The 12609-nt window shown below is 70.7% G+C and carries 10 protein-coding genes; 5 read left to right on the forward strand and 5 right to left on the reverse strand.

The window, feature by feature from the left end; translation table 11 throughout:
* Positions 1–287 precede the first annotated feature (287 nt).
* Positions 288–1001: an SGNH/GDSL hydrolase family protein gene (locus AC156L_RS29925; protein ID WP_330875110.1), complete on the reverse strand. Its 714-nt coding sequence runs from the start codon at positions 999–1001 to the stop codon at positions 288–290.
* 194 nt (positions 1002–1195) lie between these two features.
* Positions 1196–2491, reverse strand: a complete 1296-nt coding sequence (locus tag AC156L_RS29930; RefSeq protein ID WP_330875111.1) for a VCBS repeat domain-containing M23 family metallopeptidase — start codon at positions 2489–2491, stop codon at positions 1196–1198.
* 274 nt (positions 2492–2765) lie between these two features.
* Between AC156L_RS29930 and AC156L_RS29935 the strand changes: the two genes are divergently transcribed.
* From AC156L_RS29935 to AC156L_RS29945, 3 genes are all read left to right on the forward strand, one after another.
* Positions 2766–3860 carry an ArsR/SmtB family transcription factor gene (locus tag AC156L_RS29935; RefSeq protein ID WP_330875112.1) on the forward strand — a complete coding sequence of 365 codons (1095 nt, stop codon included), beginning with the start codon at positions 2766–2768 and terminating at the stop codon, positions 3858–3860.
* Between the two features lie 275 nt (positions 3861–4135).
* Complete coding sequence (locus AC156L_RS29940) at positions 4136–5080, forward strand: MerR family transcriptional regulator (protein WP_330875113.1); 945 nt, start codon at positions 4136–4138, stop codon at positions 5078–5080.
* Positions 5081–5172: 92 nt separating this feature from the next.
* Positions 5173–6354, forward strand: a complete 1182-nt coding sequence (locus tag AC156L_RS29945) for a fumarylacetoacetate hydrolase family protein (RefSeq protein ID WP_330875114.1) — start codon at positions 5173–5175, stop codon at positions 6352–6354.
* Positions 6355–6493: 139 nt separating this feature from the next.
* On the opposite strand, the gene AC156L_RS29950 is transcribed toward AC156L_RS29945, so the two are convergent.
* Positions 6494–6829, reverse strand: coding sequence for an ArsR/SmtB family transcription factor (locus AC156L_RS29950; RefSeq protein WP_330875115.1), 336 nt, complete (start codon positions 6827–6829; stop codon positions 6494–6496).
* Between the two features lie 119 nt (positions 6830–6948).
* Between AC156L_RS29950 and AC156L_RS29955 the strand changes: the two genes are divergently transcribed.
* Together AC156L_RS29955 and AC156L_RS29960 are read left to right on the forward strand one after the other, a co-directional pair.
* The gene (locus tag AC156L_RS29955) at positions 6949–8100 is read left to right on the forward strand and encodes an FAD-dependent monooxygenase (protein ID WP_330875116.1); all 1152 of its coding nucleotides are present in this window, start codon (positions 6949–6951) and stop codon (positions 8098–8100) included.
* A 400-nt stretch (positions 8101–8500) separates the two neighbouring features.
* Positions 8501–8914, forward strand: coding sequence for a DUF5980 family protein (locus tag AC156L_RS29960; RefSeq protein WP_330875117.1), 414 nt, complete (start codon positions 8501–8503; stop codon positions 8912–8914).
* Positions 8915–9046: 132 nt separating this feature from the next.
* On the opposite strand, the gene AC156L_RS29965 is transcribed toward AC156L_RS29960, so the two are convergent.
* Positions 9047–10756 (reverse strand): ABC transporter ATP-binding protein, encoded by a 1710-nt coding sequence (locus AC156L_RS29965; RefSeq protein ID WP_330875118.1) that lies wholly within the window; start codon positions 10754–10756, stop codon positions 9047–9049.
* 65 nt (positions 10757–10821) lie between these two features.
* A complete protein-coding gene (locus AC156L_RS29970; protein ID WP_330875119.1) occupies positions 10822–12492 on the reverse strand; it encodes a carbamoyltransferase family protein in 1671 nt (556 codons plus the stop codon).
* Between the last annotated feature and the right edge of the window lie 117 nt (positions 12493–12609).

Genomic DNA, 12609 nt, shown 5'->3' on the forward strand with positions numbered 1-12609 from the left:
GTCCGCGTCGGCGAGGATGGTGTCGAACGGGGCGGGGAACCTCCCGTCGCGGTCGCGGATCGGGAAACGCGCGGAGTCGCCCGCGTCGTCGAGGTCCATCACGAGGACCTTCGCCGCCAGGGCGACCCGCGCCGCGGTCGGTCGCGTCCACGAGCCCGCGGGCTTCGCGTGGCGTCACCCGCACGGATGGGATCGTCGGCAACCCGCTCCACGTCGACCCCCTCCCGCCCTCCACCAGGTCCTCAGCCGACACCGACGTCATGACCCGCAACACTCGGACGCCCGCTTCAGGCCGCCTCGATGGCCTGGACGATGAGTTCGTTCCGAGCGTCTTGGCCCAGTGGTGCGGTGGTGTGGACGCCGTCGCGGAGGTACGCCGTGAGACGGGTCGGCTTCGCGGCGAGGAACTCGGCCCAGCGGATCACGACCAGGTTCGGGTGTCGGCGTTGGGCGTCGGCCAGTTGGAGATTGATCCAGGCGCTGTTGCGCTGGTCGGCCAACTGGACGTCGGTCGACTGGCTGGTCCGGTGAACCTGGGTGTTCACCCAGTACACCTTTCGACCGGGGCCCGCGATGCTCATCGTGCGATCGACCTGCGCGGCGAACACCGGCGGGGTGAAGATGTCGTTCGACCCGGTGGCCATCAGGATTCGGTTCGGCAGCCCGTAGGTGTGAGCCCACTGCGCCAGTGCGTCGACGGCCGGAGCCGTCGGGCGACCGGACCAGTTGTGCACGGCGATGACGTCTCCGGTCCGGCTGTGGAGCCGCTTGGCCAGGGAGCTGCCGTCCTGGACGGCGATGCTGTCCCCGAACATGAACAACCCGTCGGTGTCGAGAACCGGCCTGATCTGGGTCAAGGTGGAGATCGCCTTGGACAGCGTCTCCCACTGCCCCGACGCGCCCGAGCCGTACCCGTCGGCGAGCGCCCGTCCTGGGCTCAGGAAGGTGGAGCCGACCGCGACGACGCCCGCCGTGAGCAGTCGCCGGCGTGTGGTCGTCATCCGCGCGCTCACGGGACGAACCCGTGGTCGTCTGCCGCGGTGGGCATCGTGCAGGCGGTTGCCGGTCGGTGCATGGCGGGCCTCCGAACCAGTGATCACGCGGATCGTGGGTGGCGGGACGAACCGGGTACGGACGTGGTTCCTTCGACCGGCTGGGCCGCGCGCGGCAGGCGCCCGGCCCAGCCCTCGATCCTCTAGTTCACGGCGAGGTTGAAGCCGGCCCAGCCGCTACCGATCTGGGTGGACCGGTCGAACGTGCCTGAGCCGGTGCCGAGCCACTGCCACAGCGTGTTGTCCGACGTGCGGACACCCACGAGGTCTGCTTTGCCGTCACCGTTGATGTCCATCGAGACCATCTGACGGAACTCGTTCCAGCCCGTTCCGACCTTCACCGCGGTGGCGTAGGTACCACCGTCGCGCTTCCAGAAGTAGAGCTCTCCCAAGCTGTTGGTGGCCCAGATGTCGCCGTCGCCATCGCCGTCGGCATCGGCCGCGGTGTGCCTGAGAAGACTCGCCCAGCCCTCGCTGACCAGTGTTCGGGAGCTGAACGCGCCAGCGCCTCGGCCCGGGTGGAGGTACATGTTTCCGCCGTCCCTGGCGAGGATGTCGGTTTTGTCGTCGCCGTTGACGTCGGCGAGCGAGATCCATTCCATGGCCGACCAGCCGGGGCCCACATCCTGTGACGCGGCGAACGTGCCATCGGGGCGGTTGTGCCAGTAGTAGAGCGTGTCACCGCTGACAGCCCACAGATCCGCCCTGCCGTCAGCGTCGGAATCGTTGACCGCGATCCGGGAGAAACCACCCCAACCAGGACCGTGGCGCAGGGCCGCGGTGAAACCACCACCGCTTTTACCTCGGTAGAACCACGCGACCCCAGCAGGGTCGACACCGATCGCGTCATCGAACCTGTCCCCATTGACGCTCCTGCTCGGGCGGTTCGCCGAAGAGGCGCAGTTCTGGCTGACGTGGGTTTCGACGCCCGTGGTGTAGTCGAACGGATCGCCGTGGAAGGAAGCGGGCTTGATGGTGCCGTTGTAGCGGTACTCGAAGTGCAGGTGGGCGGTGATCCCGGAGCTGTTGCCGTCGGTGTTGCCGAGCGTGCCGATCTCCTCTCCCAGGCGCACCACGTCGCCGTCGTGCGCGCTCTTGCTGTTGAGGTGGGCGTACAACGTCGAGTAGCCGCCACCGTGGTCGATCTCCAGGAAGTTCCCGTAATCCGATGACTCACCGCCCTCCCGGACGACGGTCCCGGCAGCCGCCGCGTGGATGGGCTCGCCGAGGTCCTCGTTCCCCGAGGTACCGCTCTTGTTGAAGTCGATCTCATAGCTGACGTGCGCGCTGCTGCCCTTGGAGTTCCCGACCCAGGAGGTCTGGCAGAGGAACGGCAGTTCGAGCGCGGGCGCCGCGACGATCTGCGCGGTCGCCCCAGTGGCCTGCGCCAACGGCGCCAGCGTGGTTGCGGCGACGGCGATGGCGATGCCCGTCGCCATGCCGATTCTCGTGACCTGAGATGTACGCATTGGAAAGATCCGTTCTGCCATGGTGCTGATTCGTGTCGTTCGCAGGCCGTGGGCGAAGACAGCCGGTCGCCGACCCTGGAAAGCGTTTACCGCCCTTTTCCTTTCAGACCACTCTGCTGTGCACTGTTGATAAATCCTGGTGATTCGGTGTCGGGTGCCCTTCGGCCCCGCCACGGCAACCACTCCCAGCTTCTCCGGGCAACGGGTGAGCCCTCGTACCGCCGACGTTCGAAGACGACCCCTCATGAGCGTCGCCGCCGTTGTTCGCCAGGAGGCAACTCAACCCCGTACCAGCCTTGTGGTGAAAGCATTCGAACCAGTTCGAATCCATGGTCCGACTGCTACCCTGGGCGAGGTGCTGACGCTGCGCGTAGACGCCGACACGGTCTCCAGGACCCGGTTGTCGCCCTCCCCGGCGTCGGAAGCCATGGCATGGCTGAAGCTCGCCGCCGCGTCGGGCCGGCACCCGGTGTTCGGTGATCCCGGACCGCTCGCCCGCGCGTCGCTCACTCACCCGGACGTCGCCCTGCTCGCGGACCTGCTGCCGCGCAACGGCGACACCTACATCCCCGATCTGCTCACCCCGCAGCCGGGTTCGGCCTCGCGGCGCCGTGAGCTGATCGAGGAGCAGATCGCGCAGATCGAGGCAGTAGCGCAGGGCGAACTCGAAACCCAGGTGTTCACCCACACCAGGACTCACTGGAACAGGCCGCTGCGGGCCACGACCCGCCGGATCGCGGAGTCCGGGCGGATGCAGCGGCGTCTCGCCAACGGTGTCGCCCGGTTCTGGCGGGACACCCTCTCCGACGGCTGGCCCGCGTTGCGCGCGATCATCGACCAGGACATCGCCCACCGAGCGACGGCCATGGCCACCCGCGGCCTCGGCCGGGCTCTCGGAACGCTCCACCCCGACATCGAGTGGACGGGCGACGCCATCAACCTCTGCACGCCGTTCACCGGCGAAATCGACGTCACCGGCCGGGACCTGGTCCTCGCTCCCAGCGTGCTCAACTGGCCCGACGTCATCATCCAGGTCGACACACCAGGGCAGTTCGTCCTCTACTACCCCGCCCAACGGGTCGGAGCCGGCCAGGACCGCGGGTCCGGGAGCATCGCGCACGTTGTCGGCAACGCCCGAGCGGCCCTGCTGGCAGACCTCGACACCGCCAGGTCCACCGCGGAGCTCGCCGCCCGGACCGGCTACGCCCCTGGCACCGTCTCCTACCACCTCAGCGCACTGCACCACGCCCGTCTCGTCACCAAGGTCAGGGCCGGGCGCTACGTGTTGTACCAGCGGACCGAACACGCGACGGGTCTGCTGGAAGTCGCCCGCGATTGAGGACTTCCCGACGCCACCCCAGCGAGGCCACCTCACCGGTACGTGGAACGCGGGCAGGCGTCGCACCACCGCGGCGAGCACCGCGCGATCGGCCCAGGTCGACTGCGAGCGGGGGTTGGTTCGGCGCGGCGCGCTGGTCAGGGTTCCGGTGTGCGCGCTCCACGCAGGGGTTCGACCACGCCGAAGCGCCGCGGGAGACCGACTCGGGGCACCGGTTCGAGCCGGAGCGGCAAAGCAGTTGACTTCACAGCGGCTGCAACGTTGAGGATTCCCCCGTGGATGAACGCACGGACCTGCTCACCATCGGTCGGCTCGCACGTCGTACGGGGATCTCGGCGCGCACCCTGCGCTTCTGGTCGAACGAGGGGATCATCCCGTCGGCGGGCCGCACGGCGGGCGGTTACCGGCTCTACGACGCCGCGTGCGTGGCCCGCGTCGAACTCATCCGCACGCTGCGGGAGTTGGGACTCGGGCTCGACGACGTGCACCGGGTGCTCGACAACAGGGCAACGGTCGCCGACGTCGCCGCGGCGCACGTGGCCGCGATCGACACGCGGATCCGTGCCCTGAAGGTGAGCCGGGCCGTCTTGTCCACCGTGTCGAAACGTCGATCCACCCCTGAGGAGACAGCACTGATGAACCGGTTGGCACGGCTTTCCGCCGCCGAGCGGGCGCAGATCGTCGACGAGTTCAAGGCGGACGTGTTCGGCCGCCTCGACATCGCCCCGGAGCTGCGCGAACGGGCACGTGAACTCAGCGTCGATCTGCCGGAGGACCCCACACCCGACCAGGTGGACGCCTGGATCGAACTGGCGGAACTCGTGCAGGACCGGGGTTTCCGCGTTCGACTGGGAAGGTTTCTGGAACTCAACACACCCGCCCCCGGACAGCAGGCACCGCCCGGCGCGACCATCTGGTGGGCGCGGCAGGTGGTGAACACCGTCGCGCAGGCCAGGAAGGAGGGCGTCGACCCCGACGACCCGTCCGCGGCGGAGCTGATCTCCACCGTGTTCGGCGACGCCGATCCGAACGCGGTACTGGCGTCCCTGGAAGCGGGGATCGACGCGGGCGCGGAACGGTACCGGGGGCTCGTCAGTCGCGTGCGGGGGCGGTACGGTGCTCCGGACGCCACGGGAGAACTGCGCTGGCTCGCCACAGCTCTGCGGATCGCCACCGGAGGAGAAGTGACCCCAAGCCCGCCCTCCCGACGCACTCGGTGATCAGCCCACCGAGGACTGGCCGGTGGCGTGTCGACGAACTCCTGGATCCTGTCCCCGTCGTTGTCATCAGATGATCGGACTTTGGAGCACCAGTGACCCTCATCCAGTTGGCGGACCGGGTGGTTCTCGCCGATCCGGCCGCGGTGCTCGTCGGAAGGGTCTTCGACCCCGGTGCCGACGGGCCGTGCCTGGTCGTCAGGCGTGGCGACGAACTCGTCGACATCACCCCGCACGGGCCGACCTCCGCCGATCTCCTGGCCCGGTCGGACGTCCTGGACGTCGCCCGCCGAGCGGAGGGGCGGACCTGGAACCTCCGCGACGTCGTCCGCTCGACCATGTCCGGTGGCCGGGGGAGTGCGCACCTGCTCGCTCCCTGCGACCTCCAGGTGATCAAGGCGGCGGGGGTGACCTTCGCCAGCAGCATGATCGAGCGGGTCATCGAGGAACGGGTCGCGGGGGACGCCGCGCGGGCGGACGGCATCCGCGCGTCCCTGCACGCCATCGTGGGCACGGCCCTCACCGTCACGCCCGGCAGCCCCGAAGCCGCGGAGGTCAAGCGGGCGCTGGTCGAGCAGGGCCTGTGGTCGCAGTACCTCGAAGTCGGCATCGGACCCGATCCGGAGATCTTCACCAAGGCCCCCGTCCTGTCGGCGGTGGGGGTCGGCGCGGACGTCGGCGTGCTGTCGGGATCCTCCTGGAACAACCCCGAGCCCGAACTGGTCCTCGTCGCGGACCCGGACGGCAACGCGGTCGGCGCGACCCTCGGGAACGACGTGAACCTGCGCGACTACGAGGGGCGCAGCGCGCTGCTGCTGGGCAAGGCGAAGGACAACAACGCCTCCTGCGCGATCGGTCCGTTCATCCGCCTGTTCGACGGGGGTTTCGGCCTCGCGGACGTCGCGAGGACGACCATCACGACGCGCGTCACCGGTGAGGACGGGTTCGAGGCCGAGCACGTGGGACGCCTCGCGGACATCAGCCGCCCGCTTCCCGAACTGCTGGCGGGTACCTGCGGGCGCCACCACCAGTACCCCGACGGGTTCGTGCTGTTCACCGGGACCTCGTTCGCCCCGGCGATGGACCGGGGGGAGCAGGGCATGGGCTTCACCCACCACGACGGCGACATCGTCGCCATCGAGTCCCCCCACCTCGGTCTGCTGGCGAACACGGTGGTCAAGAGCGAGGACGCCGCGCCCTGGACGTCCGGCGTCAGGGCGCTCATGCGGAACCTGGCCGCACGCGGCCTCCTCGGCGCTCCGGGCGGTGCCCGATGAGCCCTGTGCCCGCCTGTCGTCCGTGCTGATCAGGCGGTGTGGTGGCACTCGCGGGGGATGCCGCCCGACCGGTCGTCCCCGGCGAGCCGCACTCCGAGCGTCGTGATCGCTGCCCCTGCCGCGGGACGAGGGGTGCTGTTCAGCGAGGAGCGGTGTCGTCCTGGTGTTCGGCTTCCAGGAGCGCGAGCAGTCCGGGAAACCTGCTCTCGACGTCCGTGCGCCGCAGGCGAATGCCCTTGCGGTTGCCGTAGTCGATCTCGGTGATGAGCCCTGCTCGGCGCAGGACCCGGAAGTGGTGGGTCTGGGTCTGCTTGGAGATCGGGAGGGCGAACGAGTTGCAGCCCCGTTCACCGTCGGTGTGGTCGGCGGCCAACTCCGTCATCACCGAACGGCGGTGCTCGTCGGCGAGGGCGCGGAGCACCACGCCCAGTTCGAGCGCGTCGACCTCTGGGCCGACCAGGTTCGTTCCGGCCACGGACACCTCCCTCAGGTACGTCTTGCATCGTACCTCAGGGGCGTGCTCTACTCGGGTACGAAATCGATCGTACCTAGGTGGCCGGAACCGCGGTCGTCGACGTTCCGAGAGGTCTTGTCATGACGAAGCCCGAGGTGCTGATCGTCGGTGCCGGAATCGCCGGGCCCGCGCTCGCGCACTGGCTCGCCCGGAACGGATACCGGCCGACCGTCGTCGAGCGTGCCCGGCAGCTGCGCTCCGGGGGCAGCGCGGTCGTCGTGAAGGGGCCCGCGATACCGGTCGCCGAGCGCATGGGCGTCCTTCCGCGGCTGCGCGACCTCGCCACCCGCAATCGGTCGCTGACCCTGCTGGACCCGGCGGGCGAACGGGTCCTGCGACTCCCCACCTCCTCGGGAGGGGCGCCGACGGTCGAGGTGACCAGGGCCGACCTGTCCGAGGTGCTGCACCGGTCGGCGCGGGGCGATGCCGAGTTCGTGTTCGACGACACGGTCACCGCGCTCGATCAGGACGAGGGCGGGGTCGACGTCACCTTTCAGCGGTCCGCGCCACGGCGTTTCGACCTGGTGGTCGGTGCCGACGGGATGCACTCCACCGTACGGCGTCTGGTGTTCGGGCCCGAACGGCAGTTCGTGGGCGACCTGGGTCTCTACGGCGCGACCGTCCCGCTGCGACCCGACGCCATCGACGACCCGAGCGAGCTGACGGTGCTGACCGTGCCGAACCGGATGCTGGTCGTCCACCCCTCGCGCACCACGCCGCTGGCGATCTTCACCTTCCGGGCCGCACGGCCCGCGCCCCACGACCGCGGGAACACCGCTCTCCACAAGCGGACCGTGGCCGAGGCGTACGCCGGCGTCCGGTGGCGGGCGCCGGAACTCGTGGAGGCGTACCTCGACCACCCGGCCCCGTTCTTCGACCCGCTGACGACCGTCCGGATGCCCTCGTGGTCCCGCGGACGGGTCGTGCTGCTCGGGGACGCGGCGGCGGCCACGGCCCTGCTGGGCGACGGGTCCAGCACGGCGGTGGCGGGAGCGCACGCCCTCGCGGAAGAACTCGCCGCCCACCACGGCGACCACGCCCGCGCCTTCGCCGCCTACGAGTGGCGGCTCCGCCGTGAGGTGCGACCGCGGCAGCGACGCGTCGGCCTGCTGTCCAGGCTCGTGGTGCCCAGCACCCGACCAGGCCTCGTGGTGCGCAACGCGGTGGGCCGCGCGGTCGGTCGCACGAGCCGGATCACCTCTCGCGACCCCGCGACCGGAAAGGCCGGGTAGCGGCGGCCGGGTGAGGAGACCAGGACCTCGGCGGGGACGATCACCGGCCATGGCTCTCACGCAGGCGGCCCGCCGGGGGTGACGGGTCGCACCGGCGCGACGACAGGTGTCGCCCAGCCGGCCGAGGTGCTGGAGGACGGCCAATCGAGACGTCTGTCTCGTGCGGCGACGGCCGCCCGGACAGCCGGTGACCGCTGCCGGCGTCGGCGCTTCGGTCCGCCCGAAACCGCAGGTCGGTCAAGTCGCCCCGCCCCGGGGGGACGGGACGCGTCCCCGCCCGGTCCGATGTGGACGGACGGGCGCGCAGTCCGCTGAGTCGAATGGTCGATTCCGGTCGAGGGGCGTGCGCTGCCACAGTGCCTTCGGTGATTGCACAACTCTTCTGCGCGAAGGAGGAACCTTGCGAGCACTCAAGACTGCGGCGACGGTCGCGGCCAGCCTGGCGTTGGTCGCGGCGGGCACCGCTCCGGCGACCGCCGCGACGTGGAGGATGGAGAAGGGCCGGCAGGGGGTGTGCTTGGACCCGGACTTCGGCCATCCGGGTGCCTACTTCATCGGATCCGTGGTGGGCACGTGGTCCAGGACGATCACGACCGGGCTCTCGAACCTGCCGCCGAACGCGGTCTTCAAGGGCTCGTCCGTGCTCCCTCCCGGCTCGCACGTGAACCCACCCGGCTCCTCGATCATCAACGTCTTCGCCGGTGTGGCGATCGGACCGGCGCCCGCGGGGGAGTACCACTCGGAGCTCTGGGCTACCGACGGCAAGCACACCGAGTCGACGCCGATCCGGATCACCTTCCGGGACGGGTGCTGAGCCTGCCCGCGACGACGCGGGACCGGTGCGGCGCCGGGTCAGGCAACGAGGACCAGCCGAATCCGGTTCGCCGGTCTTCTCGGCGAGCTGCCGCACCACCTCGGCGGGCGGCGTTCTCGGCGGGCGCGACGGTCAGGCGGTGGCGATCAACTGCGTGGCGGCGAGTTCGGCGTAGACGCGGTCCGTGGCGACGAGCCGCGCGTGGGTGCCGATGGCGTGGACGCGGCCCGCGTCCATCACGATGATGCGGTCGGCCATGGTCACCGTGGACAGCCGGTGGGCGACGACGAGCACGGTGGTCGTGCCCGCGACCTCGGCGACGGTGTCCCGCAGCGCGGCTTCGTTGACCGCGTCGAGCTGGGAGGTGACCTCGTCGAGCAGCAGCAGCCGCGGCTCGCGCAGCAGGGCGCGGGCGATGGCCACGCGCTGGCGTTCGCCGCCGGAGAGCTTGGTGCCGCGGTGTCCGACCTCGCTGTCCAGGCCATCGGGCAGGCGGGCCACCATCGCCCCGAGCCTGGTGGTGGCCAGCACCTCCGCGAGTTCGGCCTCGCCGGTGTGCGGCGCGCCGAAGAGCAGGTTCTCGCGCAGGGTGCCCGCCAGCACGGGGGCCTCCTGCTCGACGTAGCCGATCGTGGCGCGCAGGTCGGCGAGCGGCAGGTCAGCCAGGTCGGTCCCGTCGAGCAGGATCCGGCCGGAATCGGGTTCGTAGAAGCGTTCGAGCAGGGAGAACACGGTGGTCTTGCCCGCGCCGGAGGGGCCGACGAAGGCGGTCATGCCGCCCGCCGCCACGTCGAAGGTCACGCCGCGGTGCACCTCGGGAAGCTCCGGCCGGTAGCGGAACCGCACCTGTTCGAAGGTGACCGCGGCCGGTGAGGACTCGGCGGGCGCTGGCTCGGCGGGCGGCGCGTGTGGTTCGGCGGGAAGGGACTCGACCTCCCGGATGCGGGTGACGGCCGCCGCGGCGACCTGGTACTGACCGGCCACGTGCGTCAGCTCCCGCAACGGGGGCATCAGGTAGTACAGGTAGAGCAGGAACGCGATCAGGGTGCCGACGTCGATGGCGCCGGAGACGACGCGGCCACCGCCGAAGGCGAGCACCATGATGAAGGACAGCTGGAGCGCCAGCCCGCCGGTGCTGCCCGCCACCGCGTGCCACTTGGCGGCCCGCACCCCACCCCGCCACGCCCGCACCGCCGTGGCGTGGAGCCGGTCGCGCTCGCGCTCCTCGGCGCCGGACGCCTTGATGGTGCGCAGGTTCCCCAGCGCGCGCTCCATCGCCGCGCTCATCGCGCCGACGGACTCCTGCGTGTGCTCCGCCGCGCGCGCGATGCGCGGCACGACCACGCCGAGCACCACCTGGGCCACGCACAGCACGACCAGGACCACGGCGAGCAGCACGGGGTCGAGCAGCGCCATCATGGTCGTCGTGGCCAGCAGCGTCAGCACCCCCGTGATCCCGTAGACCACGGACCGGGTGCTCACCTCGCGCAGCAGCGTGGTGTCGGTGCTGACCCGTGACATCAGGTCGCCCGGCTCGGTGTCGTCCAGGACGGGGATCCGCAGCCGCAGCAGCCGCGACACCAACCGCTTCCGGGCGACCAGCACCACCGACTCGGCCGTCCGCTCCAGCAGGTACGCGCCGACCGCGCCGACCGCCGCGTGGGCGAGGACCAGCACGCTCATGAGCACCAGCAGGCCGGTGACGACCCGCTTCGCCGCCAGCTCGGCGATCAGGTCCCGCACCACCAGGGGCAGCGCGAGCCCGGTCGCCGCGGTGGCCGTGCTCAGCAGCCCGCCGAGCACCAGGTCCGTCCGAAAAGGACCGACGTACGCGAGCAGCACCCGCCACGGTGGTCGGCCGGACCGCTCACCCGCGGAATTCCGATCGACGGTAGGCCGGAGGCCCGTCATCGAACCGGGGGGTGAGGCTTCGTCACGAGGTGGTCCTCCAGGACGAGCGCGTCCAACGGCATCGCCAGGAACGCCGCCACCGCGTCGGCCGGGGTTTCGACCAGCGGTTCGTCGCGCCGGTTGAAGGACGTGTTGAGCAGCACCGGAACCCCTGTCCGGTCGGCGAAGCGGCACAGGAGCCGGTGGCAGACCTCGTCCTGCTCCCGGCTCACGGTCTGGACCCGAGCGGTGCCGTCGACGTGGGTCACGGCGGGGATGACCGCCCGTTTGGCGGGGCGGACCGGGACCGCGAACGTCATGAACGGGCTGGGGTGGTCCAGTTCGAAGTACTCGCCCGCGCGGTCCTCGACCACCACCGGGGCCAGCGGGCGGAACCACTCGCGCTCCTTGACGACCGAGTTGACGTGGTCGCGCATGTGCGGCCGTCGCGGATCCGCGAGGATGCTGCGGTGCCCCAACGCCCGCGGGCCGAGCTCCGAGCGTCCCCGGTACCAGCCGATGACCTCCCCGCGCTCAAGCCTGCTCACGACCTCGGCGAGCAGGGCGTCCTGGCCCGGCCGCGAGGAACGCAGCCGCGACCGGGCCGCGTCCAACGCCTGGTCGACCGCCGCCGCCGGGTACCGCGGCCCGTAGTAGGCCGTGTGCATGGTCGTGTCCACCGGCAGCCGACGCCGCTTGACCTCCAGCAGCACCTTGCCGATCGCCTGACCGTCGTCTCCCGGCGCGGGCACCACGAAGACCTGGTCGAACCCCGCCTGCCGGGCCACGCGCCCGTTCACCACGCAGTTCAGCGCCACACCGCCCGCCAGGCAGAGCCGGGTGCACCCGGTCAGGCGGCGAGCCCGTTCGGCCAGGCCCAGCACGATCTCCTCCAGGATCGTCTGCCCGGCGTAGGCGATGTCCACGTCCGCCCGCGTCACCGCGCGCCGGGCGTCCCCCGGCGGACCACCGCGTGCCGCCACGAACCGCTCCCACAGCGCCTGGTCCTCGGGCGTCGCGGACTCCCACCCGAAGAACTCCCGGCCCAGGGTGTTGGCCAGCACCGCCCGGACGAAACCGGGGGCGACGCGGTACGTGCCGTCCGCCGTGGTCCCGGCGAACTCCCGCAGGAGGTCCAGCAGTCGGGACGGCCGACCGTAGGCCGCCAGCGCCATCGTCTTGCCCTCGGCGTAGAGCTCCCGCATGCCCGCGAGCGCCCCGACGGCGGTGTAGAAGTGGCCGATCGACTCCGCGGCGAACGGACCGGAGGACGGGTTCAGCTCTTCCACCAGCCGCAGGTCCGGCCCGACGCCGTGCCAGATGGACGTGGTCGCCAGGTGCCCGTCCAGCTCACCCTGCCCGTCCAGCACCAGTACCGCGGCCTCGTCGAAGCCCGACCCGAAGAACGTGCTCGCGGCGTGGAACAGGTGGTGGTCGCAGGGCTCCAGTCCGAGGGAATTGTCGACGTAGTAGTCGTGTTCGCCGCCGAAAGATCGGGCGTACCCGTCGATACCGCGGAGATGGTGATAGGCCAGACCCGAGTTCCAGTGGTGTTTGTAGCGACCGCCGACCCTTTCCGAGGCGAGGGCGACGATCTCGCCCTCCGCTGACAGCAGCGCGACCCCGCCGTCGTGCCACGTGCTCGCGTGACCGTGCACTATCGGGGGCAGCTCGGCTAAATCCCCCACCGCCTCCCCGGAGGACCCGCCCACCGCTCCAGTGCCGGGATCCGGCATGCCGAGCACCCCCAAATGATCAATTCCCGACTCGCGGCCGTCAGCGGAACCTGATTACCTATACCACCC

The organism is Umezawaea sp. (assembly GCF_057122925.1).